Raw genomic sequence first — 17,485 nt, 5'->3', positions numbered from 1 at the left:
GCTAGAGTATCCACCTGTCTCGAACCAGCGGTCGCTTCCATGTCTGCCTCCCCCATTGCCGACTACCACGCCTTCCCGGATGCCCAGGGCCATTTCGGCCGCTACGGCGGCAGCTTCGTTGCCGAAACCCTGGTCGGCCCGCTGCAGGAACTGGCCCAGGCCTATGACCAGGCCCGCCAGGACCCGGCTTTCCAGGCCGCCTACGACCGCGACCTGGCCCACTACGTGGGCCGGCCGAGCCCGATCTACCACGCCCAGCGCCTGAGCGACCATGTCGGCGGCGCGCAGATCCTGCTCAAGCGCGAAGACCTGAACCACACCGGCGCGCACAAGATCAACAACACCATCGGCCAGGCGCTGCTGGCGGCGCGGATGGGCAAGAAGCGCATCATCGCTGAGACCGGCGCCGGCCAGCACGGCGTGGCCAGCGCCACCGTTGCCGCGCGGCTGGGCCTGGAATGCGTGGTGTACATGGGCGCCACCGACATCGAGCGGCAGAAGATCAACGTCTACCGCATGAAGCTGCTCGGCGCGACGGTGGTGCCGGTCACCTCCGGCTCGGCCACCCTGAAGGACGCGCTCAACGAAGCGATGCGCGACTGGGTGACCAATGTGCAGGACACCTTCTACATCATTGGTACGGTCGCCGGCCCGGATCCCTATCCGCGCATGGTGCGCGATTTCAACGCCATCGTCGGCCGCGAAGCGCGCGAGCAGATGCTGGCCGAGTACGGCCGCCTGCCCGATGCGATCACCGCCTGCGTCGGCGGCGGCAGCAATGCCATCGGCCTGTTCCATGCCTTCCTCAATGATCGCCAGGTCGAGATCGTCGGCGCCGAAGCCGCAGGTGATGGCATCAGCACCGGCCGCCACGCCGCGTCGATCGCCGCCGGTCGTCCCGGCGTGCTGCATGGCAACCGCACCTATGTGCTGTGCGACGACGACGGCCAGATCATCGAGACCCATTCGGTGTCGGCCGGCCTGGACTATCCGGGTGTCGGCCCCGAGCACGCATTCCTGGCCGATACCGGCCGTGCGCGCTACCTCGGTATCACCGATGAAGAAGCGCTGCAGGCCTTCCACCTGCTGGCGCATACCGAGGGCATCCTGCCGGCGCTGGAGTCCAGCCATGCGCTGGCACAGGCGATCAAGCTGGCGCGTGAGCGTCCGCGTGACCAGATCGTGCTGTGCAATCTGTCCGGCCGTGGCGACAAGGACGTGCATACCATCGCTGCGCGCGAAGGGCTGGTGCTGTGAGCGCGCTGCTGCGCAACAGTGGCGTGCTGCTGCTGGCGCTGGGGTTGGCCGCGTGCCAGCCGCCGGAGCCGCCGCTGCTGGCGCCGGCCGCCAAGGCCACCACGCAGCCGGCACAGCAGCCGGCCGCCAACGATGACCTCGACCCGATGGCGCGTGCGCCGATCGTCGATCCGCCGTCCATGGAAGATACGGACAGCGATGGCGCGCCCGCGGTGGTCTCGGTGGCGCTGGACCATGCCGGCGAGGTGCTGATCGGCCAGCATATGACCGATCTGAAGGCACTCGGGCCGTGGACCGCGCAAGGGGCGGTCGAAGCCATCGGCGGCAGTTGCGAGTACTACGACGGCAAGGGGCTGCCGCCCGGCGTGTCGATGATGACCGATGAAGATCGCGTCGTCCGTTTCGATCTCGGCCTGGATCCGGAGAGCGGGGCGCCGACCCAGCAGCCCGGGCCATTCGGCCTGCGCGTCGGCATGACCCGCGCCCAGGCCATGGCCCAGTTCCCGAAGCCGTCGGTATCCAGCCCGCATGCCTACGACGGTGACCAGGGCGAGTACCTCACCTGGCAGGACCCGGGTTCGGACCTGGGTATCCGCGTGGAACTGTTTGAAGGGAGGGTCACCCAGATGTACTGGGGAACCAGCGATGCGATTGAACTGATTGAAGGATGTGCCTGAAATGTCCGTATCCCGACTCGATGCCTGTTTCCAGCGTCTGCGCGAACAGCAGCGCAAGGCGCTGATCCCCTTCGTCACGGCCGGTGATCCCTCGCTGGAAGCCACCGTGCCGGTCATGCACGCACTGGTCGATGCCGGCGCCGACGTGATCGAACTGGGCGTGCCGTTCTCCGACCCGATGGCCGATGGCCCGACCATCCAGCGCAGCTCCGAGCGCGCGTTGGCGCGCGGTGCTGGCAGCCGCTACGTGCTGCAGGCCGTGGCGCAGTTCCGCGAGCGCGATGCGCAGACCCCGGTGGTGCTGATGGGCTACCTGAACCCGGTGGAGATCCACGGTTACGCGGCCTTCGCCAAGGCCGCCGTGGACGCCGGCGTGGATGGCGTGCTGCTGGTCGACCTGCCGCCGGAAGAAGCGGGCGAGGCCCTGCAGGCGTTCGACGCAGCCGGCCTGGCGCTGGTCCTGCTGGCGTCGCCGACCACCAGCGAGGCGCGCGCCGACAAGCTGCTGGCGTTGGCCCGTGGCTATCTCTACTACGTCAGCTTTGCCGGTGTCACCGGTGCGTCCGAGCGCCTTGACAGCGATGCCGCCAGTGCCCGCCTGCAGGCGTTGCGCGCGCGCGCGTCGGTGCCGGTGGTGGCGGGCTTCGGCATCAAGGATGCCGACAGTGCCGCGGCGATGGCCCGCCAGGCCGACGGCGTGGTGGTGGGCAGCGCGCTGGTGGCGGCGCTGGCCGAAGCGGGCTCGGCGGAAGAGGCCGCGCAGCGCGCCCGGGCCTTCCTCGCCCCGCTGCGGGAGGCGCTGGACGCGTAACAGGACGACCGGCCGCTGGCCGGCATCGTCCATACCCGCCTGCGCGCAGGGGCTGCCGGCCAGCGGCCGGCACTACCCATCGGTCCAAACACAATGGTTGCCGGCCAGCGGCCGGCACTACCCCACACCTAAACGTACGTCCCAGCATGGTTTTTTCCGGCGGCCCCGTGGCCGGCAAGGGGGTGCACGGGCGGGGAAAGCGGAGCTAGACTGTCCGCCTTTGCGGCCCCTGGGCCGCCCTGAACGGAAGTGTCCTCCCGCATGAGTTGGCTCAGCAAGTTGATGCCGTCCGGCATCCGCACCGACAACACCCCCAGCAAGAAGCGCAGTGTCCCCGAGGGCCTGTGGGAAAAGTGCAGCAACTGCGGCAGCGCGTTGTACCGTCCGGAACTGGAAGAGAACCTGGAAGTCTGCCCGAAGTGCGGCCATCACATGGCGATCCGTGCGCGTGCGCGCCTGGCCGCCCTGTTCGACGCCGACAGCACCACCGAGATCGGTGCGCGCCTGGGCCCGACCGACCTGCTCAAGTTCAAGGACCAGAAGAAGTACAGCGAGCGCATCAAGATCGCGCAGAAGAACACCGGCGAGTACGACGCGCTGATCGCCATGCGTGGCCTGCTCAAGGGCCGTGCGCTGGTGGCATCGTCCTTCGACTTTGCCTTCATGGGCGGCTCGATGGGCTCGGTGGTCGGCGAGCGTTTCGCACTGGCCGCGGAAACCGCGGTCGAGATCGGTGCGCCCTACGTGTGCTTCTCGCAGAGTGGTGGCGCGCGCATGCAGGAAGGCCTGTTCTCGCTGATGCAGATGGCCAAGACCTCGGCGGCGCTGGGCAAGCTTCGTGAAGCCGGCCTGCCGTACATCTCGGTGCTGACCCATCCGACCACCGGCGGCGTGTCGGCCTCGTTCGCGATGCTGGGCGACATCAACATCGCCGAGCCGCAGGCGCTGATCGGCTTCGCCGGCCCGCGCGTGATCGAGCAGACCGTGCGCGAGAAGCTGCCGGAAGGCTTCCAGCGCTCGGAGTTCCTGCTGGAGCATGGTGCCATCGACCAGATCTGCGACCGCCGCGAAATGCGCGACCGCCTGTCCGATCTGCTGGCAATGCTGGGCCGTCAGCCGGCGCCGGAGGTGGCTTGATGGGAGGCCGCAAGTACTTCGGTACTGATGGCATCCGTGGGCGGGTCGGCCAGGGCGTGATCTCGGCCGACTTCGTGCTGCGCCTGGGCAATGCCCTGGGCCGTGTCCTGGTCGCCCAGCGCGGCCAGGACGGGCGCCGGCCGATCGTGGTGATCGGCAAGGACACCCGCATTTCCGGCTACATGTTCGAAGCGGCACTGGAAGCCGGCCTGGTCGCCGCCGGTGCCGACGTGCAGCTGCTGGGGCCGATGCCGACCCCGGCGGTGGCGTTCCTGACCCGCACGCTGGGCGTGGATGCCGGCATCGTCATCAGTGCTTCGCACAACCCGCACTACGACAACGGCATCAAGTTCTTCTCCGCCCAGGGCGAGAAGCTCGACGATGCCACCGAGCTGGCCCTGGAAGCGGCGCTGGACGTTCCGTTCACCACCGCCGAATCGGAAAAGCTGGGCAAGGCGTCGCGTGCGCGCGAGGCGGTCGGCCGCTACATCGAGTTCTGCAAGGCCAGCGTGCCGCGCGCGTTCGACCTGCGTGGCGTACGCCTGGTGCTTGATTGTGCGCACGGCGCCACCTACCAGATCGCACCGCTGCTGTTCCGCGAGCTGGGCGCCGAGGTGATCGGCATTGGTGCCGAGCCCAACGGCGTCAACATCAACGCCGGTGTGGGTTCCACCCATATCGACAACCTGGCGGCCAAGGTCCGCGAAACCCGCGCTGATCTCGGCATCGCCTTCGATGGCGATGGTGACCGCGTGCTGATGGCCGATGACCAGGGCAATCCGGTCGACGGCGATGACCTGCTGTACATCCTGGCCCGTGCATGGAAGGCCGAAGGCCGCCTGCGCGGCCCGGTGGTCGGCACGCTGATGAGCAACTACGGTGTGGAGAAGGCATTCGCCGACCTGCAGATTCCGTTCGTGCGCAGCAATGTCGGCGATCGCTACGTGCACCAGGCGCTGATGGAAGGCGGCGGCGTGCTCGGCGGCGAAGCCTCCGGCCACCTGCTGTGCCTGGACCGGGCCACCACCGGTGACGGCATCGTCAGCGCGCTGCAGGTACTGGTGGCGCTGCGCAACAGCGGGCAGACCCTGCGTCAGGCGCTGAAGGGGCTGGTGCGGGTGCCGCAGAAGACGGTCAACGTGCGGCTGGGCAATGTCTCGGCCAAGGCCACGGTGCAGGCCGACAGCGTGCAGGCCGCGCTGGCCGTCGCGCAGCAATCGGTGGCTGGCCGTGGTCGTGCATTCCTGCGCCCGTCCGGTACCGAGCCGGTGGTGCGGGTCACGGTCGAGGCCGATGATGCAACGCTGATGCAGGACACGCTGGACCGCCTGTCCGCTGCGGTGCGCGACGCCGCCGCCTGAGCCCGGCGACGGTACAACCTGGCACCCCGACATGGCCGCTTCTGCGGCCATGTCGCTTTCCAGCACCACTGACTGAACCGATCGCGACCCGTGATCACGTTCAGCTGCGGCTGTGCGCTTTGTGACGCGCTTTGAACGATGCGCGGCGTATCCCCGGCATCAGGATCCCTGCATCGACGCACGCGATGCGCAGGCGGGGGCCCGGTCGGAGCGGACCACGCTCCATCCTTCTTCCTTCGTTGCAAGGACCATGACCATGAACACCTCACTGCGCTACAGCCGCCGCCTGCTGGCAGGTGCGCTGCTGGTGCTGCCGCTGCTGGGCGGTGTCTCCATTGCCAGTGCCGAACGTCGCCCCGAAGGCGGGCCGCATATGACCGCCCCACGCGAGGAGCCCATGCGCGCGCCGTGGGGCTATCCGCGAATGGAGCGGCCACGTGAGCTGGGCAATGCACGACCGGTGTTCCGTGAAGACTACCGGCACAATTTCCGTGCCGACCATGCCTTCCGCATCGGCCCGTACCATCCGCCAGTCGGCTACGCCTACCAGCGTTGGCATTACGGTCAGATTCTGCCGCGCCCCTACTGGGTCGGAGACTACATCCTCAACGACTTCTGGCTGTTCGGCCTGGACATGCCGCCGATGGGCTACGAATGGGTTCGCTACGGTCCTGATGCGCTGCTGATCAACACGGGCAACGGCGAGATCGTGCAGGTCGTCTACGGGCGATTCTTCTGACTGACAGAACCTGCCTGCGTCACGGCGCAGGCAGGTGCAGTCGTTCGTTCACGGGCGTGTCGGTGGCGCTTGGGCCGGCATTTCCCGCTGCCACTTCCAGGTGTCACGACACATGTCGGACAGCGAGTGACGGGCCTTCCAGCCCAGCTCGCGCAGCGCCAGCGAGGCGTCGGCGAAGCTGACCGCGATGTCGCCATTGCGTCGCGGGACGATGCGGAACGGAATCCGAATGCCGGTGACCTGCTCGAAGGCCTGGATCAGTTCCAGCACGCTGTGGCCCTGGCCGGTGCCGAGGTTGAGCGTGATGCTGCGTCGCTGGTCGCGCAGGAACTGCAGGGCCAGCACGTGGGCGCTGGCCACATCCTGCACATGGATGTAGTCGCGTACGCCGGTGCCGTCATGGGTCGGATAGTCATCACCGAAGACCTGGACTTCCGGCAGCAGGCCAGCAGCGACCTGCGCGATGTAGGGCATCAGGTTGCTCGGCGTGCCGTGCGGCAGCTCACCGATCAATGCCGTGTCATGTGCGCCCACCGGATTGAAGTAGCGCAGCGTCGCCACGTGCAGGTCCTGGCCCGTCGCGACCAGGTCCGCGAGCAGCTGCTCCACCACCAGCTTGGTACGGCCGTAGGGCGTCATTGCACAGGTTGAAGCGGACTCGGCCACCGGGCAGTGCTCCTGGTTGCCGTACACGGTGGCGGAGGAGCTGAAGACCAGCAGCGTCACCCCCGCATCCTGCATCGCACCGAGCAGGGCAATCGTGCCGCTGATGTTGCTGTCGAAGTACTGCAGGGGCACCTTCTGCGATTCGCCCACGGATTTGAGCGCCGCGAAGTGCAGCACGGCATCGATCGCATGCTGCTGCATCAGGGCGGCCATGCGCGGTCGATCACGGATGTCAGCCTGCACGAACACCGGCGCCGTGCCGGTGATCCGTCCGATGCGCTCGACGACGCTGGCGTCGCTGTTGTACAGCGAGTCCACGATGACGACGTCGTGTCCCTGCTGCAGCAGCTCGACGCATGCATGCGAGCCGATATAGCCAGCGCCGCCGGTCACCAGTACGTTCATTGCCTTCACTGTTCCTTCGAATCCATTCAAGAAGCGGGTGCTGCCGATCACAGGGATAGGCGCCTCTGCGCCGTTTACGGGCCCGGCACCATCTTCTTCTGCCGGGCCTTGAAGCCGTTGAAGATCGGCGCGATCAGCGGGTTGTAGCTCCAGGCGATGCGTTTGCGCAGCCAGCTGGCCGGGCGGTTGCGGATCGCGAAACGGTAGATGCGCTCCGGATCTCCACCCACCACGTTGCGGCCGAACGGATGGGTGGTATGCAGGTAGCGGAAGCCCTGTTCGCGCGCCACTTCGATGTAGTCATCGTCGAAGTCGCCATAGGGCCAGCACAGCGTGTCGGAGACTTCGCCGAGCTTCTCCAGCAGCGTCTGCCTGGCCATCGCCAGGTCACCGCTGATGCCTTCGCGGCGCTGCCCACGATCCAGGTCGTCACGCTTCAGCCAGCGGGTGTGGCTGTGGGTATGGCAGTGGACCTCGAACGTGCCGGCTTCGATCGCCGCGCGCGCTTCGCTCCAGCGCATCATCACTTCGTCGCTGCGGCCCTGCTTGTAGATCAGGTCTTCGCAGGCACGGTGCTCCGGCGTAACCGGCAGCTCGGCGCCTTCGATGCCGGCGTGCGGGCGCACCGGGCCTTCGTGCATCCAGCCGGTGACCACGAACACCACCGCATGCATGCCGTACTTCTGCAGGATCGGGTGGGCGTAGACCCAGTTGTCCAGGTAGCCGTCATCGAACGTGATCACGATCGACTTGCGCGGTACCGGCTTGCCGGCAAGGAAGTCGGCGTACTGGTCCAGCGTCAGCGATGTCCAGCCGGTACGTGCGAGCCAGGCGATCTGGCTCTCGAAGTTCTCCGGGGATACGGTGATCATGCCCGGCGAGTTGCTGACATGGTGGTGCATCAGCACCGGTACGGTTCTGGCATTAGCCATGACCCAGCTCCTTCAACCATTGGAGGTAATAATTTTCGGTGGCCTCGCCATGGCCGGCCGCGCTGAACCGCGCAGTGCTGCGGATCCAGTCCCAACCGGCACGGCCCATCTGCCGCCGACGTTCCGGATCGTCCACCAGCAGGCGCAATGCGCCGGTGAGGGCGGCGTCATCGCCCAGCCGGGTGAGGATGGCATTGCTACCTTCCACCAGCATTTCAGGCACGCCGCCAACGCGGTGCGAGACGATCGGCAGCGCTGCCTGCGCGGCTTCGAGGAACACCGTGCCCGAAGCCTCCTTGTGGGTGGCCAGGGCAAAGACGTCGAAACCGGCCATCAGCCGGTGGGCGTCGCTGCGGAAGCCGAGCAGATGCACCTGCTGCTCCAGGCCGAGTTCGCTGCGCAGGGCCTGCAGGCGGCCCATCACCGGCTCGCCGTCGCCTATCACGCACAGGTGAAGATCCGGGTTGGCTTTGCACAAGGGTGCAATGGCATGCAGCAGTTCGGCATGGCCCTTGGCTTCGCGCAGCACGGCCACGCAGCCGACCACGATGTCGCGCTCGGCGAAACCGAGTTCGGCACGCACCTGTGCACGGGTGTCCTGCAGGCTTGTCCAGGGATCGCCCTGCTCGGCGCCGTCCCAGCGTGGCGGCGTCGCCATCGGCGGCACGATGCCGATGCGCTCTGCGGCGATGCCACGGTCGACCAGCAGCTGCTTGACGAAGTCGCTGACGGTGATGATCCGGTGCGGCAGGCCGGTATAGGTCAGCAGTGAGTTGACCGGGCTCATCAGGTGGCGCGAGCGCACCACCAGCGGTGTGCCGCCGAGGCGTGCACCGGCCGCGGCTATCAATGCATCACGGCGGCTGGTGGTGTTGACCACGTCATAGCGCTCGCGGCGCACCAGTCGCGAGACCGACCAGATGCCGCGCAGCAGGCGCGGCAGGCCGCCCATGCGCAGGGTGTGCACGGTGAAGCCATCATCGCGTGCAAGCTGGGCCAGTCGCGCCTCGGGCTGGCACAGCAGCGCCACCTCGTGGCCACGCGCGCGCATCACCTGCATGTGGCGGAAGATGTAGATCTCCTGCCCGCCCATTCCCTTGGCGGCTTCGGTGTGCAGGATGCGCAGCGGACGGTTCATGCGGGATCGATCCTTGAGGGTCAGCGGTTGCGGAAGCGGGTCAGCGCTTCCCATGCAGTGCGTACGGCGGCTGCGTCGGGCGCCTGCTGCGGCAGCGGGCGGTAGTGCAGGTCCAGGGCGGTGGCGTTGCCGAATTTGTCGAACACGTAGATGGCGTCGCCATGGCGTATCGCACGCTGCGACCAGCTTTCGACCACCAGGGCGCGCTGGCCCTGCGGCTCGGCCAGCAGGTCCTGGCCGGTGCTGTAATCGCCCAGCGCGTTCTCGCAGCCCAGTGCGTGGCGCATCAGCGTCGGCACCCAGTCTTCGTGCGAGCTGGTGCGTGCGTCGTGGCCAGCGGCCTTGCCCGGCCAATGCAGCACGAACGGGACCTGCAGCTGGTAGTCGGAGAAGTTGCCGTTGTGGCCCCAGTAATTCAGCTTGAGGTCGTTGAACTCTTCGGCATGGTCACCGGTGACCAGCACGATGGTGTCCTCGGCCAGGCCCTGTGCACGCAGGTCGTCGAGCAGCGTGCCGATCAGGCTGTCGGCATAGTGCACGGCGGTGCGGTAGCGGTTGAGTTCCGGCGTCGGATCATGCTCCGGGCCGAACTTGAGGAAGTCGATGTCCGCGGCCATCGGCGTCGCCACCGGCGGGTAGCCGTCGGGCATGTGGTAGGGCGCATGGGTGGAGTCGAGGAACACGAAGCCGAACCACGGGCGCTGCGCGGCCTGGCTGGCGCGGATGTCCTGCTGCAGTGCACTGATGATCGCGCGGTCGCGGCCGTCGGACTTCAGTGCCGACGGCCCCTGGTGCAGCTGGTCGCGCACATCGGCGAACACGGTGCGGTCGAATTCCGGGCTGTACATCGGCGCGCTGCCGTACAGGTGCAGGTCGTAGCCCTGCTGGCCCAGCACCTGGAACAGCTGCGAGCCACGCTGCTCGTCAAGCATGCTTGGCCAATAGCCGCCGGGCAGGCCGTAGAGCAGCCCGAACAGGCCGTAGCGGGTGGCATTGCCGGTGCTGAAATGGTGGTCGAACACGCGCGCATCCTGCGCCAGCGCCGACGCGTTGGGCATCAGCTGCGGTGTCAGCACATCGTGGCGCAGCGACTCCAGTACCACCATCAGTACATTGGGGCGATGTGGGCTCTGGCAGCGCAGCGGATGCAGCGGGTACAGCAGCTGCGCATGGCGCGGGTCGGGCAGGCCGGCATGCTGCTGGCTGACCACGCCCAGGCGCCGCATGAAGCTCTTGGCCGTGATCGGCTGTGCCCACGGCAGGTAGTTCCACTGCGCGATCACATCGCGGTCGCCGCGGGCGTCGTAGTAGGCCGTGGCGACCTGGCCGCCGCCCATCAGCAGCGCGACCACCGCCCAGGCCTGCAGCACCCGTCGACGGCGCGGCGCGGCCGGCAGCAGTTTCCAGCACGCCCAGGCCAGCAGGCCCTCGGCGGTGAAGACTGCGGCAACCAGCAGGCCGACCTGCAGCCAGGTCTTCCAGGACAGGGCAACCTGGTCCTGCAGTGCGCCGCCGAACACCATGTTCACGACCATGGCATTGAGGTGGAAGCGGTACAGGGTGAAGACCTTGGCGTCGACCAGCAGCAGGCACAGCCACAGGCCCTGCAGCACGACCGCGCTGATGCTCAGCGTACGCGCACTGCGCGGCCACAGGCCCAGCAGCAACGGCAGCAGGCCGGCCAGCGCACCGAATGCGAGCAGGTGGCCGGGCAGGGCGACCGCCAGATAGGCCAGGCCGGCGCCGCCGCCCGGATTGTCACGCAGCGGTACATTGCCCAGCGTAATCGCCGCGGCCAGAACTGCATTGCCGGCGATGAACAGCGACCACCAGGCCAGCCGGCGCCAGCGCCGGGCGGAACCTGCATTGTCGGGGGTGGCAGAGGCGGCTGCGGGCATGTCGGGGCAGGTTCAGGGGGCGCGGGGAAAGGGGCGGGGCCGAACGTGACGGAAGCGTTACGCCGCGCGCGGGTCGCGCATTGTATCGGTTTGTTTCTTCGTATCGAGTGGCGTCCCCCGGGCGATCTGTCACAATGTTCAGGCGGGCCATGAATGCGCTGGCCCCTTCAGACCCAACGACAAGCCAGGAACCGCTGTGAGCCAGATCCCCACCCTCGACATCACCCGTTTCGACAGCGACCGCGAGGCCTTCGTGGCCGAGCTGGGCGCGGCCTATCGCCAATGGGGATTCGCGGGCATCCGCAACCACGGCATCCCGCAGGCCGACATCGACGCGGCCTACGATGCCTTCAAGGCCTTCTTCGCCCTGCCGGAAGAGGTCAAGCGCAAGTACCACGTGGCCGGCAGCGGCGGCGCCCGCGGCTACACCCCCTTCGGCGTGGAGACTGCCAAGGGCTCCAAGCACTTCGACCTGAAGGAGTTCTGGCACATCGGCCGCGAGATCGCCGACGACTCCAAGTACCGTGACGTGATGGCGCCGAACCTGTGGCCGACCGAGGTCGAAGGTTTCCGTGAGCGCGGTTACGGCCTGTATCAGGCGCTGGACAACCTGGGGTCGCGCGTGCTGTCCGCGCTGGCCCTGCACATCGGCCTGCCGGAAGACTTCTTCGCCGACAAGACCAACTTCGGCAACTCGATCCTGCGCCCGATCCACTACCCGCCGATCACCACCGACGACATTCCGAACGTGCGTGCCGGTGCCCACGGCGACATCAACTTCATCACCCTGCTGGTCGGCGCCAGTGCCGCGGGCCTGGAAGTGCAGTCGCATGAAGGCGAGTGGGTGCCGTTTACGTCAGATGCGGACACCATCGTGGTCAACATCGGCGACATGCTGCAGCGCCTGACCAACCACGTGTATCCGTCGACCATCCACCGCGTGGTCAACCCCCCGGGTGACCTGGCGCGCCAGCCGCGCTACTCGGTGCCGTTCTTCCTGCACCCGAACCCGGACTTCCTGATCGACGTGCTGCCCTCGTGCATCACCGCGGAGAACCCGAGCCGGTACCCGGAGGCGATCACCGCCCACGGCTTCCTCGAGGAACGCCTGCGCGAGATCAAACTGAAGTAATGAGAAGGCCGCCGAAAGGCGGCCTTTTTCTTTGCAGGGCTGCGCCCTGCACCCGCAGAGGCTGAAGCCAGAGCCAAAGCCAAAGCCAAAGCGGCTCTGGGTTTCTACTGGTTGGGCGGGGCGGTGTGGGTTGGCAGGACACGCCGTGAACCCGTCCCTGGGGGCTCGATGGCGCCATCCATGGCGCCAACGGTCCTGCCAACCCACACCGCCCCACCCCCGACAGTTTCCCGGTGACGGTGGGTAAATCGCGATTTCCGGTAGGTGTCGACCTTGGTCGACACGCTAGATCCAGGCCATGGGTGTGGGGTAGGGGTCAGATCCCTTTTCCGCAGGAAAAGGGATCTGACCCCGGCAGCTACCCGCAATGCCGCTTTTGCTTTTGATCTTCTTATTTCTTTCCGTGGTGGGCGGAACCGCCGGAATGTGTCAGAGGCCGGGCGGGTGGGGATGGCGGGGGTGTCCGCGGCATGGATGCCGCGGCCAAGCCCCCAGGGGTGAGGGCGCTTTGCTTGCGAAGCACTGCTTCGCAAGCGTCCGAACGCACAGCCGCCAGCGGCTGGGCCGGCCTGGGGGTTTACGGCGTCCCCCGCCATCCCCACCCGCCCGGCCCGGCCCACCAACCCAACCGGACTCTCCGCGACCCACCCAGCCCAGCCGGCCCGCCACGAGGGGCTGCGCCGTTGGCTGAAAATCCATGTAACCGCTTACACGGAAACGGATTTTTGCCGTAGCGGGTATCATGACCGGCTGACTTCACACAGGAGCCACCCGCTCATGCGCCGCAAGATCGTCGCCGGAAACTGGAAGCTGCATGGCAGCCGTCAATTCGCCAATGAACTGCTGGGGCAGGTGGCCGCCGGGCTGCCGCTGGAGGGGGTGGACGTGGTGATCCTGCCGCCGCTGCCGTACCTGGGCGAGCTGGTCGAGGACTTCGGCGAGACCGGCCTGGCCTTCGGCGCGCAGGACGTGAGCAGCAACGAGAAGGGCGCCTATACCGGCGAGGTCTGCGCGGCCATGCTGGTCGAGGTCGGGGCCCGCTATGGCCTGGTCGGCCATTCCGAGCGCCGCCAGTACCACCATGAAAGCAGCGAGCTGGTCGCGCGCAAGTTCGCCGCCGCCCAGCATGCCGGCCTGGTGCCGGTGCTGTGCGTGGGCGAGACCTTGGAGCAGCGCGAGGCCGGGCAGACCGAAACGGTCATCGCCAGCCAGCTGGCGCCGGTGCTGGAGCTGGTCGGCGCGGCCGGTTTCGCCAAGGCCGTGGTTGCCTACGAGCCGGTCTGGGCCATCGGCACCGGTCGTACCGCCAGCAAGGAGCAGGCACAGCAGGTGCACGCGTTCATCCGTGGCGAAGTCGCGCGTATCGATGCTAGAATCGCTGATTCACTGCCCATTGTTTACGGCGGTAGCGTGAAGCCCGACAATGCCGGGGAACTGTTCGCGCAGCCGGATGTCGATGGTGGGCTGGTCGGCGGCGCCTCCCTGGTGGCCGCGGACTTCCTGGCCATCGCACGGGCGGCGGCCGCGAACTAATCCTAGAAGTATTGTCCGAGGGCGGTTTCCAATGCTGATGTTGATCCTCAATGTCGTCTACGTGCTGGTCGCTGTGGCCATGATCGCGCTGATCCTGATGCAGCGTGGCTCGGGTGCGGCGGCGGGTTCGGGCTTTGGTGCCGGTGCCTCGGGTACGGTGTTCGGTGCGCGCGGCGCCTCGAACTTCCTGTCCAAGTCGACCAAGTGGCTGGCTGTCGTGTTCTTTGGCATCAGCCTCTTCATGGCCTGGTATGCCGGTCACGGCACCCGCCCGGCGGCTGACCAGGACCTGGGCCTGATGTCCGCCCCGGCGGCGACCGCTCCGGCGGCTCCGGCGGGCGAACTGCCGGCCGTTCCGAAGGCCGATGCGGTCCCGGCCGCCCCGGTTCCGGCCGCGAATGTGCCGGCTAAGGCGGAATCTTCGGTTTCTGGTGAAGAAAAGCCTTCGGAAGGCTCCCAGAAAGACTGAAGCCGGTTACAATACGCGGCGCATCGGGAACATAGTCTGATGTGATCGTTTGCCCAGGTGGCGGAATTGGTAGACGCACTACCTTGAGGTGGTAGCGACGCAAGTCGTAGGGGTTCGAGTCCCCTCTTGGGCACCATTTGTAAGTAAAGCGGGTTCGTCTGGCGCGCAAGGCGCCAGGCAGATTCCCGTCCACTCCCCCATGCCAAAGCGCCTGCAGGCGCAGCGGCAGAGGCAAGAGAGAATCGCTGTGCTGGCCGAATATTTGCCGTCTCTGCTGTTTCTGATCGTTGCCACCGGTATCGGCATTACGCTGATGCTGGTTGGTCGATTCCTCGGTCCCCGCCGCCCCGATCTGGAAAAGCTGTCGCCGTACGAGTGCGGCTTCGAGGCCTTCGAAGACGCGCGCATGAAGTTCGACGTGCGCTACTACCTGATCGCGATCCAGTTCATCGTCTTCGACCTGGAAATCATCTTCATCGTGCCGTGGACCCAGGTCTTCATGGAACTGGGCGCCCGTTCGCTCATCACCATGGGCCTGTTCGTCGGCATGCTGTTCCTCGGTTTCATTTACGTCTGGAAGAAGGGAGCGCTGGAATGGGAGTGATTCAGACTCTCGATGGCCTCATGAACAACCCGTCGCCGGAAGGCCGGGTTGATGACATCCTGCGGCCGGAAGGCGACAACCCGCTGCTGGAAAAGGGCTTCGTCACCACCAGCGTCGACGCACTGCTGAACTGGGCGCGCACCGGCTCGATGTGGCCGATGACCTTCGGCCTGGCCTGCTGCGCGGTCGAGATGATGCACGCCGGCGCCGCGCGCCTGGACCTTGACCGCTACGGCGTGGTGTTCCGCCCGTCGCCGCGTCAGTCCGACGTGATGATCGTGGCCGGTACCCTGGTCAACAAGATGGCCCCGGCGCTGCGCAAGGTCTACGACCAGATGCCGGACCCGAAGTGGGTCATCTCGATGGGTAGCTGCGCCAACGGCGGTGGCTATTACCACTACTCCTATTCTGTCGTGCGCGGCTGTGATCGCGTGGTGCCGGTGGACGTCTACGTCCCGGGCTGCCCGCCGACCGCCGAGGCGCTGGTGTACGGGATCCTGCAGCTGCAGAAGAAGATCTGGCGTACACAGACCATCGCCCGCTGACCCCTTCACCTGACAAGAGCGCGCCAAGCCCCCATGGCAGAGCAAGCATCCTTCATCGACCGACTCTCCGCACGTTTCGCAGGTGCGAAGGTCATCGTGGTCGAACCCCGCGGCGAAGTGACGCTGGAAGTGCCTGCCGCCGAGTGGCACGCCACCGCCCTGGCGCTGCGTGACGAGTTTGGTTTCGAGCAGGCCGTGGATCTCTGCGGCGTCGACTACCTCGGTTATGGCTCCGACGAATGGGACACCGCCGACGTGTCCTCGCAGGGCTTCAGCCGTGGCGTCGAAGGCAAGGCCCAGGGCCGTTTCGCGTGGGGCGAGTTCCCCACCGAGGAAAACGGTGCCGACGGTGCCCGCCCGCAGCACATGCCGACCCAGCGTTTCGCCGTGGTCGCCCAGCTGCGTTCGTACCAGCACAACCTGATGATGCACCTGCGCTGCTTCGCCCCTGACGAAGCACTGCCGGTGGTGTCCTCGCTGACCGGCATCTGGCCGGGCCTGAACTGGTTCGAGCGCGAAGCGTTCGACCTGTACGGCGTGATCTTCGAAGGCCACCCGGACCTGCGCCGGATCCTGACCGACTACGGTTTCGTCGGCCATCCGTTCCGCAAGGACTTCCCGCTGATCGGCAATGTCGAAGTCCGCTACGACGAAGAAAAGAAGCGCGTGATCTACGAACCGGTCACCTCGGTGGAGCCGCGTGTCGGCGTGCCGCGCGTGATCCGCGACGACGCCCGCCTGCAGACCGCAGAAGGTGAGCGCGCGCAGGAGGCAGTGAAGTGAGCCACGTACACCAGGCCGGCGAAGCGTTCGCCAGCAATGCCGCCGAAAGCCGGCAGGAAATCCGCAACTACACCATGAACTTCGGCCCGCAGCATCCGGCCGCTCACGGTGTGCTGCGCCTGATCCTGGAAATGGACGGCGAGACCATCATGCGCGCCGACCCGCACGTGGGTCTGCTGCACCGTGGTACCGAGAAGCTGGCCGAGTCCAAGCCGTTCAACCAGTCGATCGGCTACATGGATCGCCTGGATTACGTGTCGATGATGTGCAACGAGCACGCCTACGTGCGCGCGATCGAGACCCTGATGGGCATCGAGGCGCCGGAGCGTGCGCAGTACATCCGCACCATGTACGACGAAATCACCCGCATCCTCAACCACCTGATGTGGCTGGGTTCCAACGCGCTCGACCTGGGTGCGATGGCGGTGATGCTGTACGCCTTCCGCGAGCGCGAAGAGCTGATGGACTGCTACGAAGCGGTCTCCGGCGCGCGCATGCACGCGGCGTACTACCGTCCGGGCGGTGTCTACCGCGACCTGCCGGACCACATGCCGAAGTACAAGGAATCGCGCTGGCACAAGGGCAAGGCGCTGAAGCAGCTCAATGCTTCGCGCGAAGGCTCGCTGCTGGACTTCCTGGAGAACTTCACCGTCGAGTTCCCCAAGCGCATCGACGAATACGAAACCCTGCTGACCGACAACCGTATCTGGAAGCAGCGTACCGTCGGCATCGGCGTGGTCACTCCGGAACTGGCTCACCAGTGGGGCATGACCGGCGTGATGCTGCGCGGCTCGGGCATCGCCTGGGACCTGCGCAAGAAGCGTCCGTACGCCAAGTACGATGCCGTCGATTTCGACATCCCGCTGGGCAAGGAAGGCGACTGCTACGACCGCTACCTGGTCCGCGTTGCCGAAATGCGCGAGTCCAACCGCATCATCAAGCAGTGCGTGGCGTGGCTGAAGGCCAACCCCGGCCCGGTCATGGTCAAGAACTTCAAGGTCGCTCCGCCCAAGCGCGAGGACATGAAGGACGACATGGAAGCGCTGATCCACCACTTCAAGCTGTTCAGCGAAGGCTATTGCGTGCCGGCCGGTGAAACCTACGCGGCAGTGGAAGCGCCCAAGGGCGAGTTTGGCTGCTACCTGGTCTCCGATGGCGCCAACAAGCCCTTCCGCGTGCACCTGCGCGCACCGGGCTTCGCCCACCTGTCCTCGATCGATTCGATCGTGCGCGGCCACATGCTGGCCGACGTGGTGGCGATGATCGGTACCTACGACCTGGTGTTCGGCGAGGTTGACCGGTAATGCCGTCCGCCACGCCAACGCCCGCTGCAGGCAGCCGGCGCAAGCCGGCGCCGCAGTTTCTGGAATTTCACGTTATGCATTTCGCTGAGGTCGG

Annotated in this window: 17 protein-coding genes and 1 tRNA gene; 14 read left to right on the top strand and 4 right to left on the bottom strand. The window is 66.6% G+C overall.

Annotated features, from left to right (window positions below; translation table 11 throughout):
- Window positions 1-39: 39 nt before the first annotated feature.
- The 6 genes from trpB to AB1281_RS13325 all read left to right on the top strand — a co-directional run bounded on the left by trpB (window position 40) and on the right by AB1281_RS13325 (window position 5,982).
- A complete protein-coding gene (gene trpB / locus AB1281_RS13350; protein WP_014647880.1) occupies window positions 40-1,257 on the top strand; it encodes a tryptophan synthase subunit beta in 1,218 nt (405 codons plus the stop codon).
- A complete protein-coding gene (locus tag AB1281_RS13345; RefSeq protein WP_430346132.1) occupies window positions 1,254-1,934 on the top strand; it encodes a hypothetical protein in 681 nt (226 codons plus the stop codon). Before trpB ends, AB1281_RS13345 begins: the two co-directional genes overlap by 4 nt.
- Before the next feature lies 1 nt (window position 1,935).
- Entirely contained in the window at window positions 1,936-2,745 is an 810-nt protein-coding gene (gene trpA / locus AB1281_RS13340) for a tryptophan synthase subunit alpha (RefSeq protein ID WP_430346131.1), read from the top strand.
- A 261-nt stretch (window positions 2,746-3,006) separates the two neighbouring features.
- The gene (accD, locus tag AB1281_RS13335; protein ID WP_005410473.1) at window positions 3,007-3,882 is read left to right on the top strand and encodes an acetyl-CoA carboxylase, carboxyltransferase subunit beta; all 876 of its coding nucleotides are present in this window, start codon (window positions 3,007-3,009) and stop codon (window positions 3,880-3,882) included.
- Complete coding sequence (gene glmM, locus AB1281_RS13330; RefSeq protein WP_049445557.1) at window positions 3,882-5,243, top strand: phosphoglucosamine mutase; 1,362 nt, start codon at window positions 3,882-3,884, stop codon at window positions 5,241-5,243. Before accD ends, glmM begins: the two co-directional genes overlap by 1 nt.
- A gap of 256 nt (window positions 5,244-5,499) precedes the next feature.
- On the top strand, window positions 5,500-5,982 hold the full coding sequence (locus AB1281_RS13325) for an RcnB family protein (protein WP_197588379.1): 483 nt from the start codon (window positions 5,500-5,502) through the stop codon (window positions 5,980-5,982).
- 48 nt (window positions 5,983-6,030) lie between these two features.
- Here AB1281_RS13325 and galE read toward each other — a convergent pair whose 3' ends face one another.
- The 4 genes from galE to AB1281_RS13305 all read right to left on the bottom strand — a co-directional run bounded on the left by galE (window position 6,031) and on the right by AB1281_RS13305 (window position 11,021).
- Entirely contained in the window at window positions 6,031-7,053 is a 1,023-nt protein-coding gene (gene galE / locus AB1281_RS13320; protein ID WP_430346130.1) for a UDP-glucose 4-epimerase GalE, read from the bottom strand.
- Window positions 7,054-7,127: 74 nt separating this feature from the next.
- Window positions 7,128-7,985: a polysaccharide deacetylase family protein gene (locus AB1281_RS13315; RefSeq protein ID WP_430346129.1), complete on the bottom strand. Its 858-nt coding sequence runs from the start codon at window positions 7,983-7,985 to the stop codon at window positions 7,128-7,130.
- Window positions 7,978-9,123 carry a glycosyltransferase family 4 protein gene (locus tag AB1281_RS13310; protein ID WP_430346128.1) on the bottom strand — a complete coding sequence of 382 codons (1,146 nt, stop codon included), beginning with the start codon at window positions 9,121-9,123 and terminating at the stop codon, window positions 7,978-7,980. Before AB1281_RS13310 ends, AB1281_RS13315 begins: the two co-directional genes overlap by 8 nt.
- Window positions 9,124-9,143: 20 nt before the next feature.
- Window positions 9,144-11,021, bottom strand: coding sequence for a DUF3413 domain-containing protein (locus AB1281_RS13305; protein ID WP_430346127.1), 1,878 nt, complete (start codon window positions 11,019-11,021; stop codon window positions 9,144-9,146).
- Between the two features lie 196 nt (window positions 11,022-11,217).
- Between AB1281_RS13305 and AB1281_RS13300 the strand changes: the two genes are divergently transcribed.
- From AB1281_RS13300 to AB1281_RS13265, 8 genes are all read left to right on the top strand, one after another.
- Complete coding sequence (locus AB1281_RS13300) at window positions 11,218-12,153, top strand: isopenicillin N synthase family dioxygenase (RefSeq protein WP_014037953.1); 936 nt, start codon at window positions 11,218-11,220, stop codon at window positions 12,151-12,153.
- 777 nt (window positions 12,154-12,930) lie between these two features.
- Window positions 12,931-13,686, top strand: a complete 756-nt coding sequence (tpiA, locus tag AB1281_RS13295) for a triose-phosphate isomerase (RefSeq protein WP_014037952.1) — start codon at window positions 12,931-12,933, stop codon at window positions 13,684-13,686.
- Window positions 13,687-13,717: 31 nt separating this feature from the next.
- Entirely contained in the window at window positions 13,718-14,155 is a 438-nt protein-coding gene (gene secG / locus AB1281_RS13290) for a preprotein translocase subunit SecG (RefSeq protein WP_014037951.1), read from the top strand.
- Between the two features lie 51 nt (window positions 14,156-14,206).
- Window positions 14,207-14,291: transfer RNA gene (locus tag AB1281_RS13285), tRNA-Leu, on the top strand.
- Window positions 14,292-14,402: 111 nt separating this feature from the next.
- Window positions 14,403-14,759 carry an NADH-quinone oxidoreductase subunit A gene (locus AB1281_RS13280; RefSeq protein ID WP_008265012.1) on the top strand — a complete coding sequence of 119 codons (357 nt, stop codon included), beginning with the start codon at window positions 14,403-14,405 and terminating at the stop codon, window positions 14,757-14,759.
- Window positions 14,750-15,304 (top strand): NuoB/complex I 20 kDa subunit family protein, encoded by a 555-nt coding sequence (locus tag AB1281_RS13275; protein WP_005417936.1) that lies wholly within the window; start codon window positions 14,750-14,752, stop codon window positions 15,302-15,304. Before AB1281_RS13280 ends, AB1281_RS13275 begins: the two co-directional genes overlap by 10 nt.
- A 33-nt stretch (window positions 15,305-15,337) precedes the next feature.
- Window positions 15,338-16,087 (top strand): NADH-quinone oxidoreductase subunit C, encoded by a 750-nt coding sequence (locus AB1281_RS13270; RefSeq protein ID WP_005410462.1) that lies wholly within the window; start codon window positions 15,338-15,340, stop codon window positions 16,085-16,087.
- On the top strand, window positions 16,084-17,391 hold the full coding sequence (locus tag AB1281_RS13265; RefSeq protein WP_006458796.1) for an NADH-quinone oxidoreductase subunit D: 1,308 nt from the start codon (window positions 16,084-16,086) through the stop codon (window positions 17,389-17,391). The genes AB1281_RS13270 and AB1281_RS13265 overlap by 4 nt, the downstream gene beginning before the upstream one ends.
- Window positions 17,392-17,485: the final 94 nt, after the last annotated feature.

This window comes from Stenotrophomonas sp. NRRL B-14846 (genome assembly GCF_050473585.1).
GTDB lineage: Bacteria > Pseudomonadota > Gammaproteobacteria > Xanthomonadales > Xanthomonadaceae > Stenotrophomonas.
This window is presented reverse-complemented; position numbering and strand designations above follow the sequence as displayed.